At 70.2% G+C, this 25,694-nt stretch carries 2 protein-coding genes and 1 pseudogene; all 3 read left to right on the forward strand.

Going from position 1 to position 25,694, the window contains the following annotated elements; genetic code table 11:
- Window positions 1-511 precede the first annotated feature (511 nt).
- A pseudogene (locus IG65_RS36660) lies at window positions 512-9,967 on the forward strand (amino acid adenylation domain-containing protein); the annotation flags it as partial.
- Between the two features lie 77 nt (window positions 9,968-10,044).
- A complete protein-coding gene (locus tag IG65_RS38915; RefSeq protein WP_156055494.1) occupies window positions 10,045-24,888 on the forward strand; it encodes a non-ribosomal peptide synthetase in 14,844 nt (4,947 codons plus the stop codon).
- Window positions 24,882-25,673 carry an FkbM family methyltransferase gene (locus IG65_RS0105255; protein ID WP_030513679.1) on the forward strand — a complete coding sequence of 264 codons (792 nt, stop codon included), beginning with the start codon at window positions 24,882-24,884 and terminating at the stop codon, window positions 25,671-25,673. Before IG65_RS38915 ends, IG65_RS0105255 begins: the two co-directional genes overlap by 7 nt.
- Window positions 25,674-25,694 lie beyond the last annotated feature (21 nt).

The following is a 25,694-nucleotide window of genomic DNA, read 5'->3' on the forward strand; positions in this document are numbered from 1 at the left end:
GCTTCCGAAACCGTGGCGTGGCGGGGGGATCGACCCGCTCGACAAAACGCCTTCCACTTTAATACGGACAAATCGCTCGTAGTTCCTACCCATTCGACGGGGCCTTCATATGCCTTGTGCGAGTGGGGCTTTCGGGCCGCCCGGAGGTCGGGTGGCACGTCGTCCTGGTACGGCGAAGAGTTGTCGCACAGTGCTCGCCAAGTTCTGCGAGAGGGGGTCCTCAGCTACGCAGGGCAAGCACGCGGTCTCGATAACGTATCCAATCGCACGGTGGCTCGTCCTCGTTTCCGATCGGGGTGACGTCACGTGCGCTGAACCGCTCGTAAAAATTGGGTCACGGGCGCTCGTGTCGACTCGGGAATCCGGCAACTCGGGGAATCGCAAATGTAATTGCATTCGCAATCAAATGCTACAGCAACGGGGAATTCCGCGCCCGGAAACAGAGGTGGGTGTGCGCTGCTCCGTGTCTCGGAATTCGAGGAGGGGTTAGACGATGAGTCCGGATTCAGCCATGCCTTCAGACCGAAATCCTGATCTGATTCCGCTTTCCAGGGCGCAATATGGAATGTGGCTGGCGGACAACGTACCCGGCGGACCGAACGTCAACATCGCCCACTACGTCGAGATCGAGGGGCACATCGACTACGCCGCCTTCAGCAAGGCGATGAACGACGCCGGCCACGAGACCGAATCGATGGTCGTCCGGGTGGTCGAAGTCGGCGGTCGTCCGTATCAGTACGTGGACCGCGGCATCGTCTACGACGAGCCGTTGCTGGATCTGACCGCGGCCGCCGACCCCTACGCGGCGGCGATGGACTGGATGCGCCGCGACTACGGCACCAAGGCCGTCGACTTGGCCCGGGACCGGCTCGTCGCGACGAAACTCATCCGGGTCGGGGAGGACCGGTATCTCTGGTACGCGCGTGCTCATCACCTCGTGATCGACGGCTACGGCGCGTTCAACCTGCTCAACCGCGCGGCCGAACACTACAACGCACTGATCGAGGGCCGCTCGCCGACGCCGCTGGCAGCACCCCGGCTGACCGAGATCATCGCCGCGGAGCACGACTATCGGACGAGTCGGCGGTTCGAAACCGACCGCGCGTACTGGCTGGACAAGGCGGCCGGCCTGCCGCCGGCCACGAGTTTGGCGGGGCGCTCCGCCAAGTGGAGCGAGGACGACCGCTACGCCGGGCGTACGTTGCCGTCGCCGCTGACCGAGCGGATCGACCGGTTCGCGGGCGAGCTGAACGCCTCCGCGGCGCAGGTGGTGGTGGCCGCGTTCGCCGCCTTCCTCGCGCGCATGACCGGTACCGACGAGGTCGTCCTGTCGCTTCCGGTGTCCGGGCGGGTGACGAGGCGACTGCGCAATGCCGCCGCGATGCTGGCCAATATGGTGCCGATCCGGTTCACCGCGGACCCGGCGACGACGGTGGCGGAACTGATCCGCGAATCGGTGTCCGAACTCGTCCTGGCCATGCGGCATCAGCTCTACCGGTTCGAGGATCTACGCCGCGAGTCCGATGCCGTCGACGCGGCGGCCACCTCGTTCGGCCCGATCGTCAACATCCTGTTCTTCGATTCCGAGATCCGGCTCGGCGAGGCGATCGGGCGCTACCGCGCACTGACCTCCGGCGCCCTCGACGATCTGCAGCTCAATATGTACCGCTCCGGCCCCGACGCACCGCTGTCGGTCGAACTGCACGGCAATGCCAACCTGTACGGCCAGGACGAACTCGACGCCCACGCCGGCCGCTTCGCCGACTTCCTCGACCGTATGACGAACTCGCCCGCCGATGCGCGGCTGATCGACATTCCGCTGGTCGATCCGGCCGAGCAGGGGCGCGTGCTGGGTGAACTCGCCGGCCGCGACGGGGCGGCCACGTCGGCGACACTCGTCGACCTCCTCGCGCGGCAGGCCGCGTCGTCGGCATCCGCCGTCGCCGTCGACGACGGGACGACCACGCTGACCTATCGCCAACTCGACGAGCGCTCCAACCGATTCGCGCGCAGGCTCATCGCCCTCGGAGCCGGGCCGGAAACGCTGGTGGCCATCGCCCTGCCACGGGATGCCGATCTGATCGTCGCCGTGCTGGCGGTCGTGAAGTCCGGCGCCGGCTATCTGCCGCTGGACCGCGCGCATCCGCTCGAGCGGCTCGACTACGTGCTCGGCGACGCCGAACCGGTCGCACTGGTGACGAACCGGAGCATGGGCGACCGTCTGCCGGAAACGAGCCGCGTGGTGTTGTTCGACGACGACATCGCCGAGAGCGGCGAGCCGATCACGGATGCGGAACGTACCCGTCCGCTGCGCCCCGACAACGTCGCCTACGTCATCTACACCTCGGGATCGATGGGGCGGCCGAAGGGCGTGTCGGTCACTCATCGCGCGGTCGCCGGCTACCTGACCGACGCCACGGCCGAGATCGGTGTACGCGCCGGTGACGTGTGGACGCTGTTCCATTCGTTCGCATTCGACTATTCGGTCTGGGAGATCTTCGGTGCGCTGGTCACCGGCGGCCGGCTCGTGGTGGTCGACGGTCCCGTCACGCGGTCACCGGACGAGATGGTCCGTCTCGTCGCGCGGAACAAGGTGAGTGTTCTCAGTCAGACACCGTCGGCGTTCCATCAGTTCGCGGCCGCGCGACAGCGCTACGCCGACGCCGGGCAACCGGACGGTGAGCTCGCGCTGCGCCTCGTCGTCCTCTCGGGGGAAGCGCTGGACCCCGCCAGCCTGTCCGACTGGTACGCCGGCAATCCCGGCCTGCCGGTGCTGGCCAACAGTTACGGCATCACCGAAACCACGGTCTTCGTCACCTACACTCCGCTGGCGCCCGACCGCGCCGTACCGGGCGCCCCCAGCATCATCGGACCGCCGCTGCCGGGTTTGCGCGTGTACGTCCTGGACGAACGCCTGCGGCCGGTGCCACTGGGTGCCTGGGGTGAAATCTATGTCACCGGAACGCGACTCGCCCGCGGCTATATCGGCCGCCCGGGGCTGACCGCGGGACGCTTCGTCGCCGACCCGTTCGGCGCGCCGGGTTCGCGGCTCTATCGCAGTGGTGATATCGCGCGCCGAAATATCCACGGCGAGTTGGAATATCGAGGCCGAGCCGATCGGCAGGTGCAGCTGCGCGGCTTCCGGATCGAACTCGACGAGATCCGCGCCGCGCTACTGAGCCACGGTTCGGTGTCGGCGGCGGTCGTCGTCGTCCATCTGCCCGGCACCGACGCGGCCCGGCTGATGGCCTACGTGGTGCCGGCCACCGGCGCGGTCTGCACGGCCGAGGAGCTGCGCACCCACGTCCGCTCGAAACTGCCGGACTACATGGTCCCGGCCCACGTCGTCGTCCTCGACGCACTGCCGCTGACCGTCAACGGCAAGGTGGACTATCGCGCCCTGCCCGAACCAGCACCGGATTCGGCAGCGGCATACGTGGCGCCGCGCACGTCCGTCGAGGAGACCATCACAGATGTCTTCGCCGAGGTCCTGGGCGTCGCCCGGGTGGGCGTGCTGGCCAACTTCTTCGAGCTGGGTGGTAACTCGCTGACCGCCACCGGCGCCGCCGTGCGGATCGCCGAACTGACCCGGTGTGAGGTGTCGGTGCGCGAGCTGTTCGAGAAACCGACCGCGGCCGAGCTCGCTGCCCATATCGACGGCGCCCGCCGGTCCGCACGGCCCGCGCTGCGGCCACAGCCGCGCGTCGACCCGCTTCCGCTCGCGCCCGCGCAGACCCGGATCTGGCTGATCAATCAGATCGAGCCCGAATCGGCGGCATACAACATTCCGCTGATATTGCGACTGTCCGGACAACTCGACACCGCCGCCCTGCGCGCCGCACTGGCCGACGTGATCGAACGGCACGAATCCCTGCGCACCGTGTATCCGGCCGTGAACGGCCGAGGGACACAAGTGATTCTGCCGTCCGAGGAAGTCGCCGCGGAATGGGATGTGACGCCGCGCCGCATCTCCGCGGACGAACTCGACCACCGGGTCGGCGAGCTGGTGTCGACCGGAACCGATGTGCGCCACCGGCCGCCGATCCGCGTCGCACTGCTCGCCACCACCGATCACCGGCACGTCCTGGTGGTCGTGCTGCACCACATCTGCTGCGACGGGTCGTCGCTGCCGCCCCTGGCGGCCGATTTCGCCGCCGCCTACCGCGCGCGGGCGCAGGGGCACGCTCCCGACTGGGAACCGCTGCCGGTGCAGTACGCCGACTACAGCATCCGGCAGCGCATGCTGCTGGGTGACGACAGTGATCCCGACTCGCTCGCCGCCCGTCAATTGCACTACTGGACAGAGCAATTGGCGGGGATGGCGCGACCGCTGGAACTGCCGGTCGACCACCGGCGGCCGGAAGGCCGGTCCCTGCTCGCCGAGGTCGTCGACACCGCGATCCCCGCCGAGACCTACGCCGGGATCGAGCGGCTGGCTCGCTCGGCGAGGGCCACCACCTTCATGGTCGTGCACGCCGCGCTGGCCGTGCTGCTGGCCCGGCTGTCGGATTCGACCGACATCACCGTCGGCACTCCGGTCGCGGGCCGCGGCGAACGCGCGCTGGAACCGTTGATCGGCATGTTCGTCAACACCGTGCCGCTGCGGACGCGAGTGCGTGACGACGAAACCTTCGCCGACTTCCTGGCGCGAGTCCAGGACATCGATGTCGACGCGTTCGCTCACAGCGACCTGCCCTACGAACGGGTCGCCGACGCGATCGAGCCGATGTCGGCGGTCGCGCAGGACCCGCTGTGCCGGGTGTATCTCGCGTTCGACAACATGGACCGCCCGACCCTCGAACTGGCCGGCGTCACCGCCGAGGTCCTGGATCCGGGACCGCAGCCGGCGAAGGTCGACCTGATCGTCACCGTCGCCGAGAACGCCCGGGCGGAAGGCGATCTCCCGGTGCGGATCAATTACGCCGCCGACGTGTTCGACCGGGGCACGGTCGAGGAATTCGCCGCGCGCCTGCACCGGATTCTCGATTCGGTCGTGCGTGATCCGGGGCAGCGGGTCGGTGCCGTCGATGTGCTGTCGGCCGGGGAGCGCGCCGCACTGGTGCCCGCATCCGGCGGCCGGGCCGAGACGCCGCGCGTGCTCGCCGAACTGCTGACGATCCGGGATCCGGAGGCCGTGGCCATCGTGTCCGGCGCGCACACCCTGTCGTACGGGGAGCTGGACGCCCGGTCGAACCAGCTCGCCCGAGTGCTGATCGAGTACGGAATCGGCCCGGACGACCGGGTGGCGCTGGTGCTGTCGCGGTCGATGGAACTCGTGGTCGGGATGTGGGCGGTGGCGAAGGCGGGCGCGGCGTTCGTGCCGGTGGATCCGCGCAATCCGGCCGAGCGAGTCGCGGTCATGCTCGCGAACGTCCGGGTCGCGATCGCCGTGACGACTACGCAGGATCTGGTGCCGCACACCACCGAGCCGGTGGTGCTCGACGATCCGCGGACCGAGGCCCGCATCACCTGCCGTTCCGCGGCCGCGGTGACCGACGGTGACCGTATTCGACCGTGCCGGGCGTCGAATACGGCGTATGTGGTCTACACCTCGGGGTCGACCGGCGAGCCGAAGGGCGTCGCCGTGACCCATGCCGGGGTGGCGAATTTCGCTGCCGAACAACGGGAACGGTATCGCATCGGCAGTTCGGCGCGGGTGCTGCAGGTGGCGGCTCCGGGCTTCGACGCGCTGGTGCTGGAACTGCTGATGGCACATCCGAACGGTGCGGCGCTGGTGATCTCGCCACCGGATGTCTTCGCCGGCGAGCGGCTGGCGGAACTGATTCGCACGCAACGGATCTCGCACGCGTTCATCACACCCAGCGTGCTGGCGACGATGTCGCCCGCCGACGTCGGGTCGTTGCGCGTACTGGTGGCCGGCGGAGAGGCGGTCTCGGGCGACACCGTCGCGGTGTGGGGTCCCGGTCGCCGGTTGCACAACGGCTACGGGCCGACCGAGACCACGATCATGGTGGCGATCAGCGATCCCCTCCGCCCCGGTGACCGGGTGACGATCGGCGGTCCGATCCGCGGTGTGCGGGCGCTGGTTCTGGACGAGCGGCTGCGGCCGGTGCCGGTCGGGGTGACCGGGCAGCTGTACATCTCCGGTATTCATCTCGCCCGTGGATATCTCGATCGGCCCGCGGATACGGCAGCGGCGTTCGTGGCCGATCCGTTCGGCGCCGCGGGGGAACGGATGTATCGCACCGGCGATCTGGCGCGCTGGAGCCCCGAACGCACCCTCGAATACGCCGGGCGCACCGACTTCCAGGTGAAGATCCGCGGCCGGCGCATCGAACTCGGCGAAATCGAGGCCGTCCTCGCCGGCCATCCGGACGTCGCCGCCGCGGTCGTGGTGACCGTCGAGACCGACGGCGGAGGGCGGCTCGCCGCCTACCTCGCGCCCGTGGCCGACGGCATCGCCGTGGCCGCCGTGACGGCGCACGCCGCGCGCCACCTGCCGGCCCCCATGGTTCCCGAGGCGGTGACGGTACTCGACGCCCTCCCGCTGACCTCGGTGGGCAAGGTCGACCGCGCCGCCTTGCCCGCACCGGTATTCGACAGTGCGCGAGCCGATTTCGTCGCGCCCCGCGATGCGGCCGAACAGCTCGTCGCCGATGTGTGCGGCACCGTGCTGGGTATCGACCGGGTCGGCGTCGCCGACAACTTCTTCGCCCTCGGCGGCAACTCGCTGTCGGCGACGCGGCTGGCCGCGCGGCTGGGTGCGGCGTTCGGTGCCGAGGTGTCGCTGTACACCGTCTTCGACGCCCCGACCGTCGCGGCGCTGGCCGCTGCGCTGCGCACCATCGACGCACCGGGGCGGGAACCGCTGCTCCCGCAGCCGCGCCCGGCGCGCATTCCGCTCTCGCCGGCCCAGGCCCGGATGTGGTTTCTCAACCAGTTCGACCCCGGCTCCGCGTTGTACAACATCGCCCTCGTGGTGGGCATGACGGGACCGCTCGATGTGTCGGCCATGCGCGCGACCGTCGCCGATGTACTGGAACGTCACGAAGCGTTGCGTACCGTGCATCCGGACAGCGACACCGGGCCCCACCAGCTGATCGTGCCGGTGCGGGAGGCGCTGCCGCCACTGGAGCCGCAGGCGGTTCCCGCGGCGGAGCTCGAAGCGCGGATCGCCGCCACGGCCGCCGCCGGATTCGACGTCACCCGCGACGTCCCGTTCCGGATCGCCCTGCTGCGCACCGCCGCCGAGGAGCACACACTGGTCCTCGTCGTCCATCACATCAGCTTCGACGGATCCTCGCTCGCACCGCTGGCCGCCGACCTGATGACCGCCTACGAGGCGCGCCGCGGGCAGCGCGCGCCCCGGTGGGAGCCGCTGCCCGTGCAGTACGCGGATTACGCGCTCTGGCAGGGCAAGCGGCTCGGCACCGAGGACGATCCGAGCGCTCCGGCCGCCGTTCAACTCGACTACTGGCGCGCGGCGCTGGCCGATCTGCCCGAAGTGCTCGATCTGCCCACCGACCGCCCCCGCCCGGCGCGGCAGAGCTTCCGGGGCGCGACGGTGTCGTACACCCTGCCCGCCGATCTCGGGCGTGAGCTGACCGCGCTGGGCCGCTCGTGCGATGCCACGGTGTTCATGGTGCTGCACGCGGCGTATGCCGCACTGCTGGCGCGGCTGTCGGGCGGTGACGACATCGCGGTCGGCACACCGGTGGCCGGGCGCGGAGAACCGGGCCTCGAACGCCTGATCGGCATGTTCGTCAACACTCTGGTGTTGCGGACGCGCATCGATCCCGGCGCGTCCTTCCGCCGGATTCTGGAGCAGGTCCGGGCAACAGATCTCGCCGCCTTCGGCCATGCCGACATCCCGTTCGAACGTCTCGTCGAGGTGCTGAATCCGCCTCGCTCCACGGCGCACGCGCCGCTGACCCAGGTGGGTTTCGCGTTCCACAACATCGACATTCCGACGGTGCGGTTCGAAGGGCTGACGGTCGATGCCCGGACCGCGGACCCGAGCGTGGCCAAATACGATCTGCACCTCAATCTCGTCGACACCGCGCGCCGCGACGGCGCGCCCGGTGCGATGGCTCTCGAATTCTCCTATGCGACAGATCTGTTCGACGAGTCCACGATCCGCTCGATGATCGACCGATTCGTTCTGTTGCTGCGCGCGGTCGTCGACCGGCCCGACCGTGCGATCGGCGATATCGATCTGCTGACCGAGGAGGAGGCGCGCGAGCTGGCCGTGCGGGAGACCGGCGGATCGATGGCGCCGTCCTCGGCGACGATCGCCGAGCTGTTCGCCGCCCAGGCCGCGGCGACACCGCGCGCGATCGCCGTGCTGGACACCGGGGACGGCACGCGACTCGGCTACGGAGAGTTCGCGGCCCGGGTGAACGCGCTCGCGCGGGCGCTGATCGACCGCGGAGTCGGCCCCGAAACGGTTGTGGCCGTGGCGATGCACCGGTCGGCCGACCTGCTGACCGTCCTCTACGCGATCCATGCGGCCGGTGGGGCATATCTACCGGTGCATCCGGAACACCCACTCGATCGGGTGCGCGCCGTGCTCGGCGCGGCACGGCCCCGGGCGGTCCTCACCCGCCGATCCGACGAGGCGAACCTGCCGGGCGACATCCCGGTCTGGGATGTCGCCGAACTCGGCGCCCGGCCACTCGACACCTCGCCGGTGACCGACCGCGACCGGCTCGGGCCGCTGCGCCCGGAGAATCTGGCCTACGTCATCTACACCTCCGGCTCGACCGGAGTGCCGAAGGGCGTGGCGGTATCGCATGCCGCGGTGGTCAATCAGCTGCGCTGGCTGCGCGAGCACTACCGGCTGGGCGACGACGTCATGCTGTTGCGGACGCCGGTCACCTTCGACCTGTCGGTGTGGGAACTGTTCTGCGCCTTGACCTGTGGCGCCGAGTTGGTGATCGCCGGCCCGGGCGCGGGCGCCGACCCGGAGGCGGTGGCGCGGTTGATCGCCGAACATCACGTCACCACAGCCGATTTCGTGCCCTCGCTGCTCGCCGCGTTCGAGGAGACGGCGGCCCGTCGTGGCTTCCCGGATCTGCGGCGCGTCCTGTGCATCGGCGAAACGCTGCCGGCCGACACCGTGCGTCGCTTCCGGGAACTCAGCGACGCGCGCCTCGACAACCTCTACGGGCCGACGGAGGCGGCGGTCAGCGTCACGGCCTACCACGTCGACGGTATCGACGGAGGTACGGTGCCGATCGGTACGCCGGAGCCGAATGTCGTGGTGCACGTGCTGGATTCGCGCCTGCATCCGGTACCCGCCGGTGTGACGGGGGAGCTGTATCTGGGCGGCGTCCAGCTCGCTCGCGGCTATCACCGCCGCCGCGATCTGACCGCCGCGACCTTCGTCGCCGACCCCCTCGCCGGTGTGCCCGGGGCCCGCATGTACCGGACCGGTGACCTGGTGCGGTGGGGGAAGGGCGGCGTGCTGTGCTACGTCGGGCGCGCCGACGACCAGGTCAAGATTCGCGGGCTGCGCATCGAACCGGGCGATATCGAGGCGGCGCTGCTCGCGCACGAACAGGTGAGCGCGGCCGTGGCACGCGTCTGCGCCGACCGCGGCGAGCAACGCCTGATCGCCTACGTGGTCGCACCGGAGACCGTGGATGCCAGGCAGCTTCGCCGCCTGCTGCTGGACCGGCTGCCGGCCTACATGGTGCCCGCCGCGATCATCCGGATCGACGCGGTGCCGCTCACCGCGAACGGGAAGATCGACTACCGGGCGCTGCCGGTTCCGGACGCGATCGGACAAGCGGAATACCGTGCGCCCCAGGGGATCGTGGAGCAGACGGTCGCCGAGGTCTTCGCCGAACTGCTCGGCATGGCTGCCGTGGGCGCGGACGACGACTTCTTCGACCTGGGCGGTAATTCGCTCGTCGCCACCCGCGCCCTGAGCCGGATCGGCGCCACGCTCGATGCGTCCGTGCCGGTGCGGATGATCTTCGAAGCGCCCACGGTCGCCGAGCTCGCCGAACGTATCACCCGGCTGCCGGCGTGCCCGCGCTTCCCGCCCCGGCGCCCGGGCCGAGACCGGAGCGCCTGCCGTTGTCGACGGCGCAGACCCGGATGTGGTTCCTCAACCAGTACGACCCGCGGGCGCCGGGATACATTGTGCCGCTGGCGGTTCGGCTCGAGGGCGTGCTCGACGCGGACGCGCTGGCAGCGGCGGTCGGCGATGTGGTGGAACGGCACGAGAGTCTGCGCACGGTGTACCCGGCGGTCGACGGCGTGCCCACGCAGGTGGTGCTGGATGCGGCCGGCGTCGTCGCGGAGTGGGACCTGACACCGCGGTGGATCGACGAGCGGGAGCTGGCCGACCGGCTGGCCGCGCTGTCGACCACCGGATTCGACGTGTCCGAGGCGGTGCCGGTGCGGGTGGCGCTGTACCGGTTGTCGGACACCGTCCGGGTGGTCGCGATCGCGGTCCACCACATCAGTTGCGACGGCTATTCGGTGGCGCCGCTGGCCGCCGATCTGGTGGCGGCGTATCGGGCGCGGACCGGCGAGCATCCGTGGGACCGGCCGCCGCTGCCGGTGCAATTCGCCGATTACGCCCTGTGGCAGCGCGCGGTCCTCGGCTCGCCCGGCGATCCCGAATCACCGGCGGCCCGGGATATCGCCTACTGGCGAACCCGACTCGCCGGCATACCGGAACTCCTCGAACTGCCCGCCGACCGCCCGCGCCCGGTCGAGCAGAGCCATCGCGGCGCGCTGATCCACGCCGAGATACCGGCGGAATTGCAGAGCCGGGTCGAATCGCTGGCCCAGCGCGCTCGCGCCACGACCTTCATGGTGGTGCACACGGCGCTCGCGATACTGCTGTCGCGCCTGTCCGGCAGTGACGACGTCACCGTCGGCGTACCGCATGCGGGCCGCGGTCATCGGGTGCTCGACGAGCTGGTCGGCATGTTCGTCAACACCTTGGTCCTGCGCACCCGTGTCACCCTCGACCAGACGTTCACCGGATTGCTGGATGTGGTGCGCCGCAGTGATATCGAGGCCTTCGACCACGCCACCGTGCCGTTCGAGCAGCTGGTCGACGCGCTGCGCCCGGCCCGCTCGACCGCGCATTCGCCGCTGTTCCAGGTGATGCTCGCCTACCAGAACATGGTGCGGGCGCGCGTGGAGCTGCCGGACCTCACCGTCGAAACCCTCGATGCGGGAGACAGTTCCGCGATCTACGACCTGCTGTTCATGGTGACGGAAGACCACGGCCCCGAGGGTGAGCCGGCCGGAATGACGCTGCGATTGACCTACGCGACCGACCTGTTCGACGCGGAGTCGGCGCAGCGCTTCGCGGACCGGTTCGTCCGCCTGCTCGACGGGCTCACGACCGACGCCGACGCGCCGCTCGGTGAACTCGATCTGCTCGATACCGCCGAACGAGAGCTGGTGCTCAAACGCTGGAACGACACCGGCGATCCGGTGTCGGTGGGCCGCACGCTGGTGGACGGCTTCGGCGAACAGGTGCGCCGCACTCCGCACGCTCCGGCGATCCTGCCCGCCGACGGTGAGGCGCTGACCTACACCGACTTCGCCGACCGCGTCCACCGGCTGGCCCGATGGCTGATCGCGCGCGGTGTGCGTACGGAAACACATGTGGCCGTGGCGGTTCGACGTTCGGTCGACCTCGTGACGGCGCTGTACGCGGTGCTGGAGTCGGGCGCGGCCTTCGTGCCGATCGATCCACAGCAGCCGAGCCGGCGCGTCGCCGACGTGCTGGACGCGGCACGGCCGCTCCTGGTTCTCACGACGTCGGCCGACGGCGCCGGCCTGCCGCCGGAATGTCCGCGGGTGGACCTGGATCGGCTGGATCTGTCCGGGCTGTCCGGCGACCCGATCACGGATGCCGACCGGCGGGCGCCGCTGCGGCCGGAGAACGTGGCCTATGTCCTGTTCACCTCCGGCTCCACCGGTGTGCCCAAGGGAGTGGCGCTGACCCACGCCGCCACCGCGAGTCAGCTGGCCTGGGCGCAGCGGCAGTGGCCGCACGGTGCCGACGATACGGTGCTGCACAAGACGCCCGTCACCTTCGACATCGCGGTGTGGGAACTGTTGTGGCCGTTGCTGACCGGCGCGCGCATCGTGATCGCCGAACCCGAGGGGCACCGCGACCCGGCCTATCTCGCGGAGTGCCTCGCGAACCGGGAGATCACGACGGTGCACTTCGTCCCGTCGATGCTCGACGTCCTGCTCGAAGCCGTCGACGGCACCGAGTTGCCCTCGGTGCGAAGGGTTTTCGTTGCCGGCGAGTCGCTGGCGCAGTCCACCGTCGATGCCGCGGCGCGCGTGTTCACCGCGGCGGAGGTGGTGAACTGGTACGGCCCGGCCGAGGCGGAGGTGGCCACCTCCGCGCGATGCTCGCCCGGTGTGATGGTCCCCGCGACGGTCCCGATCGGCACACCTGTCTCCGGCATGCGGGTGTACGTGCTGGACCACAGGCTGCGCGCGGTGCCGGTCGGCGTCGTCGGCGACCTGTACGTCTCGGGTGTGCAGCTGGCGCGCGGCTACCACGGCCGCGCCGATCTCACCTGCGTGGCCTTCGTCGCGCATCCGTTCGGCGCACCGGGGGAGCGGCTGTACCGCACCGGGGATCTGGTGCGGTGGACCCGATCGGGCCGTCTGGACTTTCTGGGCCGCAGCGATTTCCAGGTGAAGGTCCACGGCCAGCGCGTCGAGCCGGGGGATATCGAGGCGGCGGCATGTGCTCTCCCGGAGGTCGTGCGCGCGGTCGCGATCGCTACCGCGGAGCGAATCGTGGCCTATGTGACGCTCACACCGGGGGCGGCGATCGACGGCCGCGCGATCCGGGACCGGCTCGCGCGCCGGCTGCCGTCGTATCTGGTTCCGGTGCGCGTCGAGGTGCTCGACCGGATGCCGCTCACCGCGAACGGCAAACTCGACCGGGCCGCGCTCCCGCAGCCGGAGTTCGACGACGTGGCGGACTTCGTGCCCGCGGGCACCGATCACGAAGCGGCACTGGCCGATATCGTCGCCGCGATCACCGGCGCGGAGCGGGTGAGCGTGGCGGCGAATCTGTTCGAGATCGGTGTCGACTCGCTCTCGGCCGCCCGGGTGGCCGCGCGTGCCGAGGCGGCGCTCGGGATGCGGGTAGGGATTCGCGATATTTTCGAGGAGCCGACGATCGCCGGGTTGGCGGCTCGCCTCAGCCGGCGCGCGCGGTCGTCGCTGCTCCCGCTCGCGCCGCGGCCGCGCCCGGCCACGGTCCCGCTGGCGGCGGCACAACGGCGGCTGTGGTTCATCAACCAGTTCGATCCCGCCTCGGGGGCCTACAACATCGGCTTCGCCGCGCGGTTGACCGGCGCGCTGGACCTGGGCGCGCTGCGTGCGGCGTTCGAGGACGTCGTGGGCCGGCACGAACCTCTGCGGACCGTCTATCCCACGGTGGCCGGCGAACCCTGCCAGGTGGTGCGGGATGTGGCCGCGGTGGCCGAACGCCAGACGCCGGATGCGGAGCCGGTCGAGGAGGCCGTGCTGGCGGAGCGGATCCGGGAGACCGTCGAGGCGGGCTTCGACGTCTCGGCCGAGGTACCGCTGCGTGTGCGGATATATCGCCTCGCTCCCGAGCAGCACATTCTGGTCCTTGCCGTCCATCACATCGCCGCCGACGGCTCGTCGATGGCACCGTTGGCGCGCGATATCTTCACCGCCTACGCGGCGCGCGTGAAAGGCGAAGCGCCACAATGGGAACCGCTTCCGGTGCACTACGCGGACTACACGCTGTGGCAGCGGGAGGTGCTCGGCGCCGAGGAGGATCCGGCGTCGGTGACGGCGCGCCAGGCCGCCTATTGGACGGCGGCCCTGGCCGATGCGCCGGAGCTGCTGGATCTGCCGACCGATCGTCCGCGGCCCGCGACCATGTCGATGGCCGGGGGCAGTGTGCGGTTCGGCATACCGCCGCGGCTGCACGAGGAGGTCGTGCGGCTGGCCCGGCGCGAGGGCGTGACCGTCTTCGTCGTGCTGCATTGCGCGCTGGCGATCGTGCTGTCGCGCACCGCGCATACCGGCGACGTGTCGATCGGCACGCCCGTGGCAGGGCGCGCGACGGCGGCGCTGGACGATCTGGTCGGCATGTTCGTCAACACCGTCGTGCTCCGCACGCCGGTCCGCGACGACATGTCGTTCACCGAGTTCGTCGCGCAGGTGCGCGGCGTCGACCTCGAGGCGCTCGAGCATGCGGACCTGCCCTACGAGCGGCTGGTCGATCTGCTCGACCGGCCCCGGTCCACGGCCTATACGCCGCTGTACCAGGTGCTGTTCGGCGTGCAGAACGCAGGGGCCGCCCGGTTCCGGCTGCCCGATGTCGAGGTGGAGCTGATCGAACCCGGTGTCGCCCAGGCCAAAACCGATCTCACCGTCCTGCTGACCGACAACCCCGACCGTGACGACGTCGGAATGGACGGCGAAATCATCTACGCCACCGACCTTTTCGCCCAGGCCACCGCGCGGGGGCTGGCGGACCGGTTCGTGCGCGTCCTCGCCGCGGTGGTCGGCGATCCGGCCCGGCCGGTGGGAGATATCGCGCTGATCGGCGCCGACGAGGCCGAGCGGCTGGTTCCGGCACGTGGCGGCGCCGCACCCGTGCCGCGGCTGCTTCCGGAGCTGCTCGGCGCGGCCGTGGCGACCGCTCCCGAGGCGGTCGCGCTGATCGACGGTACTCGCACGCTCACCTACCGAGAACTCGACGATCGCGCGGAAGAGCTTGCTGCCCAGCTGGTTTCGTCGGGCGCGCAACCGGGGGTATGCGCGGCGCTGGCCGTGCCGCGCTCGGCGGACTATCACATCGCCATGTGGGCGATCGTGAAGACCGGCGCCACCTTCGTGCCGCTGGATCTGCGCTATCCGCCCGAGCGGATCGCCTACTTGCTGCACGACTCCGGCGCTGCCCTCGGTATCACGACGACCGACGCGCGCGCCGCGCTGCCCGGCGATGTGCGCTGGCTGATGCTCGACGAACCACGGGACCCGGGCGAACCCGCGGTGAAACGGCCACGCGCGCCGCGGCTTCAGGATGTGGCCTATGTGATCTACACATCCGGCTCGACCGGAAGGCCCAAGGGTGTGATGGTCACCCACGAGGGGCTCGCCGCCTTCGCGGCGGAGCAGCGCGACCGCTATCGCGTCGAGCGCACCTCGCGCATCGTGCAAGTCGCCTCACCGGCCTTCGACGCGGTCCTGCTCGAAGCGCTGATGGCGCACGCCGCCGGCGCGGCACTCGTGGTGGCGCCGCCGGAGGTGGTCGGTGGCGCGGACCTGGCCGCGCTGATCGCGGCGCACGGGGTGACGCACGCGTTCCTGACGCCGAGTGTGCTGGCGACGATGTCTCCGGCCGAGCTCGATTCGGTGCGGATGCTCGCGGTCGGTGGCGAGAAGGTGGCGCCCGACCTGATCACGGCCTGGGCGGCCGGGCGGCGGTTGCACCACATCTACGGGCCGACCGAGACGACGATCGTGATCACGATCAGTGATCCGGTGGGCCCGGACGAAACACTCACCATCGGCGGGCCGATCCGCGGCGCGGAGGCGGTGGTGCTGGACGCGCGGCTGCGTCCGGTGCCGATCGGGATACCGGGGGAGTTGTATCTCTCCGGCGCCGCACTGGCACGCGGATACCTCAATCGTCCCGCCGTCACGGCGGCGTCTTTCGTGGCGAACCCCTACGGTGCGTCCGGAACCCGGATGTACCGCACCGGCGATATCGTCCGCTGGACCGCGCAGGCCACGATGCAGTATGTCGGCCGGCTCGATTTTCAGATCAAGATCCGAGGCCAGCGGGTCGAACTGGGTGAGATCGATGCCGCCTTGCTCGCGCATCCGGTCGTCGCCACCGCGGTCACCGTGACGCGCACCGGCCCGGGCGGGCGGACCGTGCTCGCGGCCTACGTCACCACCGATCCCGCCACGACCGCCGCGCCGGGCGACATCCTGGATCGGCTCGCGGCCACCCTGCCCGCTCATATGGTGCCGGCGACCGTCACCGTACTCGACCGGCTGCCACTCACCTCGACCGGCAAGGTGGATCGAAAAGCGTTGCCGGAACGGGACTTCGAGGTCACCGCCGAAGGCCCGGCGGCGATCTCGGACGAGCTCGAACGCACCGTCGCCGCGGCCTTCACCGATGTGCTGGGTGTGCCCGGGGTCGGCGCGACCACGTCGTTCTTCGCGCTGGGTGGCGATTCCATCATGTCGATCCAGCTGGCGTCGCGGTTGCGGGCCGTCGGCATCGGCGTGACGGCGCGAGACATCTTCGAGCGCAAGACGGTTCGCGGTCTGGCGCAGATCGCGCAGGCGCCCGCGCGGGCAATGATCGAGGAACTGCCCGGCGGTGGCGTGGGTGAGGTCGCGCTCACGCCGATCGTGGCGTGGTTCGTCGAGCACCTCGGCGCACCGGCGCGGTTCGCGCAGTCCGTGCTGGTGCGGTTGCCGCGGGACGCGCGGATCGACGATGTGTGCGCGACCGTGCGGGCGGTCGTCGAACGCCACGATGTGCTGCGCTCGCGGCTGCGGGCGGGCCGCTGGGATGTGCTGCCGCCGAGCGCGTCCGAAAACGCCGGATCGGTATCGATGCGAACCTTCGGCACCGGCGAGCGGCCGGGATCGCCGGGTTTCACCGCTGTGGGGGAGGCGGCCTTCGCCGCGGCGGTCGACCGGCTCGATCCGGCGACCGGCGCGATGGTGCACGTCGTCTGCCTGCTGCCGGAACCCGGGGTGGACGCCGAGGCACGTGCGCTCGTCGTGATCCATCACCTGGCCGTGGACGCGGTGTCGTGGCGAATTCTGTTGCCCGACTTCGCCGTCGCGTGGCAGCGGATCATCGCCGGGCGTCCGGTCGAGCCGGCCGCGCCCGGCACCTCGATGCGGCGGTGGGCCGAGGCGCTGGTCGCCGCGGCGGCGGCGCGGGCCGAGGAATTCCCACTGTGGCAGCGGATCTGCTCCGCCCCCGACCCGATACTGGGACGCGCGAATATCGATCCCGCGCTGGATACCCAGGCGACCGTGCGGCACCTGACCGTCACACTGCCGGTCGAGGTGACCTCGGCATTGCTGCGCGAGGTGCCCGCGGCGGCGCACGGCACCGTCGACGACGCGCTGCTGACGGCGCTGGCCGTGGCGGTGCGGCGCCTGCGCGAACGCCGCGGCATCGACTGTCCGGCAACGAGTGTCATGTTGGAAGGGCACGGCCGCGAAGAAGGGATCGCCGAAGGGGCGGACCTGTCCCGCACCGTCGGCTGGTTCACCACCAGATATCCGGTGGTGCTCGACCTCGACGGGACGGACTCCGCCGATCTGCCCGCCGCGGTGAAATCCGTCAAGGACCAGTTGCGGGAAATCCCGGACAAGGGAATCGGTTACGGCCTGCTGCGCTATCTGAATCCCGCGATCGCGCAGCGGTTCGCCGAGCTGCCGGAACCGCAGATCGCCTACAACAACCTCGGACGCACGGGCGTGGACGGCACGGATCCGGCGAATCCGGCGTGGGTGCCCTCCGGCGAAACCTTCGATCAGCGAGCGGCATTCGAGCCGGAGATGCCGGCGGCGGCGGTGCTCACGATCGATGTGAACATTCTGGACACGGCAGCCGGACCGCAGCTGTCGGCATATGTCGGCTACGCCTCCCGGCTGCTCGACCGCGACGAGGTCGACCAACTCACCGGCGAATGGGTGGAGGCGCTGACCACCATCGCGGCCGCGGCCGACCGGGACTGGGGACTGAGCCGCGCGGATGTGCCGCTGGTCGACGTGACCCGCGAGGATCTGGACGCGTTCGCCCGCCGCTACGGACGACTCGACGACGTGTGGCCGTCGGCGCCACTCCAGGCCGGGCTGCTCTTCCACGCCGAGGTCGCCGCGGGCCGGCTCGACGTGTATCTCGCCCAATCCGTGCTCACTCTCACCGGCGAGGTCGACGCAGCCCGGTTCCGGCGCGCCGCGCAGGCCCTGCTCGTGCGCCACCCGAACCTACGGGCCGCGTTCGCTCGCACCGCCGAAGGCGTTGCGGTGCAGGTGATTCCGGCTACGGTCGAGGTGCCGTGGCGACAGGTCGCGCTCTCCGCAGGCCCGTCCGAGGCAGCGGACCTCCTCGATGCCGAGCGGGAGTCGTCCTTCGATCCGGCGGAACCGCCGCTGCTGCGATTCGTGCTCGCCGAACTGGGGCCGCGCGACTTCCGCCTGATCCTGACCGCCCACCACCTGCTGCTCGACGGATGGTCACTGCCACTGCTGTGGCGGGAACTGATCGGCCTGTACGCGGCGGACGGGCAGCCCGGGCTGCTGCCGGATGCGGCCGCCTACCGTGACTATCTGGACTGGCTGGCCCGGCGCGATCGTGCCGCGAGCGCGGCGGTGTGGCGCGACGCGCTGCGCGATGTCACCGAACCGACCCTGGTCGCCGATCCGCGTGCCGATGCGGCCGCCACCATGCCGGTCGATCTGCCGGTGGAGGTCGACCGCGAGGTGAGCGCCGAGCTGGCGGAATTCGCGCGGTCCCGTGCGGTGACGATGGCGACGATCGTGCAGTTCGCCTGGGCGGTGGTCGTGGGCAATCTGCTCGGCTCCGACCGCGTCGTGTTCGGCAGTACGGTGTCCGGCCGGCCCGCCGACCTGCCCGGCGTGGAGTCGATGATCGGGCTGTTCATCAACACGATTCCGGTCGTCGCCGAGGTCCGCCGCGAGGATAACCTCGAGCAGGCGCTGATCCGGCTGCAGGCCGGCAACACTCGCCTGCTCGACCACCACTACCTCGAACTGCCGCGGATCCTGTCGGCGGTCGATGCGGTATCGCTGTTCGACACGCTGGTGGTATTCGAGTCCTATCCGGTCGACGGCAGTGGACTGGGCGCCGCCGACATCGACGGCATGCGGGTGGTCGCGGCGGACGGTCGCGACGCTACGCACTACCCGATCACCGTTCAGGCCCACCACACCGACCGGCTGCACATCCGGCTGCGCTACCGGCAGGATCAGGTCACCGACGCGACGGCGTCCGGACTCGCCGACCGGGTCGCACTGGTGTTGCGGGCGATCGCGAACGACCCGGGTGCACGGCTGATGACGCTGGATCTGCTGGACCGCGCCGATCGTGACGCCCTGGTCCCCGCCACCGGCGGCGCCGCAGCGGCGCCGCAACGCGCGGACCGGTTGCTCGCCGCGGGTGTGTGGTCGAATCCTGCCGCGCCGGCGCTGATTTCGGGCCGGCAGACGATGTCCTACGCCGAGCTGGACGCGCGCTCGAACCGGCTGGCGCGGTCCTTGCTCGCGCGCGGGATCGGTCCCGGTGAGCAGGTCGCACTGGTGATGCCGCGATCGGTGGAACTCGTCGTAGGACTGTGGGCGACGGTCAAGACCGGCGCGGCGTTCCTGCCGGTCGACCCGCGCAATCCCGCCGAACGCGTCGCCCACATGCTCGCCGATTCCGATGTGCGAGTGGCACTCACGGTCGCGGCGGCGCGGGATCTGCTACCGGACACCGTATTTCCGCTGGTCCTCGACGATCCGCAGACCGAGATCGCGATCGCCGCGACATCCGCGGCCACCGTCACCGACGCGGAACGCGTGCGGACACCGCGGAGCGCGGACGCGGCGTACGTGATCTACACCTCCGGTTCGACCGGCGCGCCCAAGGGTGTCGTGGTCACGAACGAGGGGCTGGCGAATTTCACCGCGGTGGTGCGCGACCGCTTCGGCATCGACACCGCCTCACGGGTGCTGCACGCGGCGGGCCCGGGCTTCGATGCGATGGTCCTCGAGGTACTGCTGGCCCATCCCAACGGTGCGGTGCTGGTTGTCGCGGGACCGGACGCCTATGCCGGGGAAGATCTGGCGGAGGTTGTTCGGGCACAACGGGTGACGCACGCCTTCCTCACCCCGAGCGTTCTGGCCACCCTGTCCCCGGACGGCATGGATTCGTTGCGCGTGCTCGCGGCGGGCGGCGAGTCGGTGACACCGGAGTTGGTCGCGGTATGGGCGCCGGGACGGCGGCTGTTGAACGGATACGGGCCGACCGAGGCCACCATTTTCGCCGGGATCAGCGCGGCGCTGGCGCCGGGTGCGGACGTGACCATCGGCGTGCCGATCCGCGGAATGGAGGCCGTCGTGCTCGACCCGTGGCTGCGGCCGGTGCCGGTCGGCGTGGCGGGAGAGTTGTACCTGGCCGGCCCGCAGTTGGCGCGCGGGTACGCGAATCGGCCCGGGGCGACCGCGACCGGGTTCGTCGCGAATCCGTTCGGCCCCAACGGTTCTCGTATGTACCGGACCGGTGACCTGGCACGCTGGACACCGGACTACACGGTGGAGTATCTCGGCCGCCGCGACTTCCAGGTCAAGATCCGCGGTCAGCGCATCGAACTCGGTGAGATCGAGGCCGTCCTGGGCGAGTATCCCGGGGTGGACCGGGTGGCGGTCGCCGTGCGCGCCGACGAGCGCGGCACCGCCCGGCTGGCCGGATATCTGGTCGGCGCCGCCGGGATCGATCCGGACGAGGTCAAAGCCGTTGCGCGCCGCCGTCTGCCGGCGCATATGGTGCCCGACGTCGTGCTGCGCATCGCCGAACTTCCCCTGACCGCTACCGGCAAGCTCGATCGGGCGGCTTTGCCCGCACCGCACTTCGCGGTGCGGCGACGCCGGATCGCTCCCGGTAGCGACACCGAGCAGCGCATCGCGGACGTCTTCGGTGACGTCCTGGGGGTCGGCGACGTCGGCGCGACCGACAACTTCTTCGAACTCGGCGGCACCTCGCTGTCGGCGACCCGGGCGGTCGCGCGCGTGCGCACGGCGCTGGGTGTGCACGTCGGCATCCGGGATCTGTTCGACGCCCCGACGGTCGCCGAGCTGGCCGCCCGTCTCGCCGACGCCGACCGGGCCGTCGCCGCGCGGCCGGTGCCGCGTACCCGCCCGGACCGCATCCCGCTCTCGCCCGCACAGCAGCGGATGTGGTTCCTCAACCGCTTCGACACCTCGGTCGGCGCGTACAACATTCCGCTGGTGATCCGGTTGCGGGGCGACCTCGACGTCGACGCGCTGCGCCGGGCGTGCGCGCTGGTCATCGACCGGCACGAGTCGTTGCGAACCCGGTTCCCGATGATCGACGGGGCTCCGTGCCAGGTCGTGGTCGAGGCCGAGGAGGTCGCGCCCGCGCTGGTCCCGATCCGAACCGGCGAACGGGAGGTCCTCGAGCGCGCGGCGGCGGTGGTGTCGGCGGGCTTCGACGTCACCCGGGAGCCGCCGGTGCGTGCCGAACTGTTCGCCCTCGGCGACCGTGACCACGTGCTGGTGATCGGCGTCCACCACATCTGTGCCGACGGGCAGTCCATGCTGCCGCTCGCCCGGGACGTGGCGGTGGCGTACGAGGCGAGTAGACAAGGAACACAACCGGATTGGCCGCCGCTGCCCCTGCAGTACGCCGACTACGCGCTGTGGCAGCGGGAGATGCTCGGGGACGAGTCCGACCCGGACTCACTGATCTCCCGGCAGCTGCGCTTCTGGACCGGCGCTCTCGCCGGACTGCCGGAACTTCTCGAATTGCCGACCGACCGGCCCCGGCCGCCGGTGGCGTCCATGCACGGCAGCACCCTCGATTTCGAGCTGTCCGCCGACCTGCACGCCCGCGTCGATGCCCTCGCCCGCGCGGCCGACGCCACGGTGTTCATGGTGCTGCACGCCGGGCTGGCGGTCCTGTTGTCGAAGCTGGCCGCGGTCGGCGATATCGCGATCGGCACCCCGGTGGCCGGCCGCGGCGACCGCGAACTCGACGATCTGATCGGCATGTTCGTCAACACGCTGGTGTTGCGGACGCGGGTGGCGCCGCGGCAGGAGTTCGAGAAACTGCTCGCCGCCGTCCGGGACACGGATCTGGCGGCGTTGGCTCACGCCGACGTGCCTTTCGAAGAGATTGTGGAGGAGCTGAATCCGCGGCGCTCGACCGCGCACATGCCGCTCTATCAGGTGACGCTGGACGTGCAGGATCTCAGCGCCGCCGCGCTGGAGCTGGCGGGCCTCACCGTCGAACCGATCGAAGAGGGCTTCGATCAGGCACGCGCGGATCTCAACGTCAAACTCGTCCCACGGCGCGATGCCGACGGCCGGCCGGGCGGAATGACCGGTCGCCTCACCTACGCCGCCGACCTGTTCGTCGAGCAGACGATGCGGCGATTCGCGCGGGCATTCGTCGGCATCCTGGAGCAGGCGACCGCGAATCCCGCTGTCGCCGTGGACGATATCGATATCGTCGCACCGGACGAACGCCGCCGGATACTGTCCGCCGCCGGAACCGACGGCAGCGCGGTTCCGGAGCAGACCCTGTCCGAGCTGTTGTCCGCCCGCGTCGCGGCACAACCCGAAGCGATCGCGGTGAGCGACGGTACGGCACAGCTCACCTATGCCGAACTGGATCGCCGCGCGACCCGGCTGGCCGCCCGCCTCGCCGCGCACGGCGCACGACCGGAAACGCTGGTGGCGGTGGCGCTGCCGCGGTCGGTCGATCTGATCGTCGCGCTGCTCGCCGTCGTGCGCGCGGGCGCGGCATATCTGCCGCTGGATATCGCGAATCCGCCGCGCCGCCTGCGCTTCGTCATCGACGACGCGCGCCCGGTCGTAGTGCTGACCTCGGCCGAGATCGCCGCGCAGGTGCCCAGGTGCGCGACGCCGCTGGTGTCGATCGACGATGCCGAAACCGAATTCGACGCCGGCAGCGCTCGGGCGCCGGTGGCCGCGCGGCCGGACAACCTCGCCTACGTGATCTACACCTCCGGGTCGACCGGCACCCCGAAAGGCGTGGCCGTCACCCACCGCGACGCGGTCACGCTGCTGACCCACGCCACCGACCGATTCGACGTCCACCCCGGCGACGTGTGGACGATGTTCCATTCCTACGCATTCGATTTCGCGGTGTGGGAGATGTGGGGCGCGCTGCTGACCGGCGGCCGGCTGGTCGTCGTCGACCGCGACACCTCCCGCTCGCCCGACGCGCTGGTGGAACTGGTGGCGCGTGAACGCGTCACCGTCTTGAGCCAAACCCCGTCGGCCTTCTACGGTTTCGCCGACGCCGAACGCCGGTATCGGGAATCCGGCTGCGGCAGTGGTGATCTCGCGCTCCGCTATGTCGTCTTCGGCGGTGAGGCGTTGGATGCGTCGCGATTGCCGGAGTGGTTCGCCGCCCACGAGCCCGGCTCACCGCGGCTGGTCAACATGTACGGGATCACCGAAACCACGGTGCATCTGACCTTCGCCGAGGTCGGCGGCCCGGCGGCGGACCGGATCGGGGTGCCGCTCCCGGGCCTGCGAATCTATGTGCTCGACGACCGGCTGCGTCCCGTGCCGGTCGGGGTTCGCGGCGAAATCTGCGTCTCCGGAGCACAACTCGCGCGTGGCTACCTGCGGGCACCCGCCCCGACGGCGAGCCGGTTCGTGGCGGATCCGTTCGACCCGGCCGGCGGCCGGTTGTATCGCACCGGCGACCTCGGCAGCTGGCGGGAAACCGGTGACGGCCTGGAACTGAGCTACGCCGGTCGCGGTGACGCGCAGGTGCAGTTGCGCGGGTACCGGATCGAGCTGGGGGAGGTCGAGTCGGCGTTGCTGCGGCATCCGTCGGTCGCGCGGGCCGCCGCGGCCGTGCATCGCCACGAACGCGAGGTCGACCAGCTGATCGGATATGTCGTCGCCGCCGACGGGCAGCACATCGATCCGGGGGAGGTCCGGGCGGCCGCCGCCGAGGTGCTGACGAGTTACATGGTGCCCTCGATGGTGATGGTGCTGGCCGATCTGCCGCTGACGGTCAACGGCAAACTGGATCGAAAAGCCTTGCCCGCGCCCGATTTCGACACGGCCGCGCAACGGTTCGTCGCACCGCGCACGCGCACCGAGAAGATCATCGCCGAGGTGTACGAGCAGATCCTGGGGTCCGCGCGGGGCGGGGCGACCGACGGCTTCTTCGATCTGGGCGGCAATTCGCTGCTGGCCACCATGGCGGTGACCGAATTGCGGACGCGCGGTGTGACGCTCGACTTGCCGTGGATGTTCGAGGACGCGACACCGCAGGCGCTGGCCCGCCGAGCCGACGACGCCGACGGCGCATCCGGCCTGACCGTGCTGCTTCCTTTGCGCGCGAACGGATCCGAGCCGGCCGTGTTCGCCGTCCATCCGGCGGGCGGCCTGGCGTGGTTCTACGGCGGACTCGTCGAACATCTGCATCCGGATCGCCCGGTATACGGCCTGCAGGATCCGCACGTGGTGGCCGGCGAACCCCTCGCGAATTCCGTCGACGAATTGGCCGCACGCTATGTGGCCGAGATTCGCCGAGTGCAGCCGACGGGTCCGTACCACCTGCTAGGGTGGTCGCTCGGCGGTCAGATCGCGCACGCGATGGCGGTTCGGCTGCAACGCGACGGCGCTCGAGTCGGCGTCGTGGCCCTGCTCGACAGTGCGGCGGGCGCGCCCCCGCAACCGTCATCCGCCTCGGCCGATCCGGCGCCAGGGGAGCTGATGGCCGATCTGCTCGGCGGCTGGCGGGAATTGTTCGACCTCGGTGACGAGCTGGTGGTGAGCACCCACGAACAGGCGTGGGATGTCATCCGGGGGCAAGTGATCGCGAGCGGACTGTTCACTGCCGAACAGACCGATCGGGTGATGGGGAGCTTCCGTACGGCCGCCGATATCTCCGCCGCTTACCGAGCAGACGTCTTCGACGGGGACCTGGTCCTGTTCACCGCCGGAAAGGATCACCCGGACACGGAGGCTCTCGCACGGACTTGGCGGCCCTACATCGGTGGCGACATTCACAACATCGTCGTCGACGCCCGCCACCTCGAATTGAGTCATTCCCATGTACTGGCCGTCGTCGGCCCTGTCCTCGAAAGGTTCATGGAAGAATGCTGACCACTCTGCAACACGTGCGTCTCGATGACGGCAGGACGGTCACGTGCACCAGTCCGGCCGAAGCCAGGATGCTGTGGGGGGAGACGACCGCGGCGGACGGGTTCTACCGGCGCGCGGCCGAGTTCCTGAGCCCCGGTCAGGTCGTTCTCGACATCGGCGCCAACATCGGCCTGAGCGCGATGATGTTCGCCGACACCTGCCCCGGTGTCCGGGTCATCGCGGTCGAACCGGTGCCGATGACCTTCCGTTGCCTGGATCGCAATATCGCCGCGCATGTTCCCGGCGGGATATCGCTGCGAACCGCGGTCGGCGCCACGCCGGGAACCCGGGCCTTCACCTGGTACCCGCGCGCGACGGCGAATTCCGGATTCTTCGCCGATCGCGCGGCCGACGACGAGGCGACCGCCATCTATCTGCGCAACAACGGCTTGGACGACAAGGCCATCGCGGTCATCACCCAGGGGTTGCACGACGGCGTACAACTCGAGGTCGGGGTCACCACGGTGTCGGCGATCCTGGACCAGCACTGCCGCGGGTGCGAGATCGGCCTGCTCAAGGTCGACGTCGAACGCGCGGAACTGGATGTGCTGCGCGGGATTACCGACGCGGACTGGCGGCGCATCCACGTCGTCGTCGCCGAGGTGCACGATCGCGACGGCCGGCTGCGCGAGATCTGCGATCTGTTCACACGTCTGGGCATGTCGGCGCAGACCCGCCAGGACCCGCATCTGGTCGGCACCGAGATGCACGAGGTCTTCGCCGTCCGCCCGCGAATCGACCGGTGAGCACCCGGTGCGCACCCGCTG

This window comes from Nocardia sp. NRRL WC-3656 (assembly GCF_000720265.1).
GTDB lineage: Bacteria > Actinomycetota > Actinomycetes > Mycobacteriales > Mycobacteriaceae > Nocardia > Nocardia nova.

What these genes read in the sequence shown, in the direction of transcription:
- IG65_RS0105255 (WP_030513679.1), top strand. Translation starts at nt 24,882, where the DNA reads ATGCTGACCACTCTGCAACACGTGCGTCTCGATGACGGCAGGACGGTC.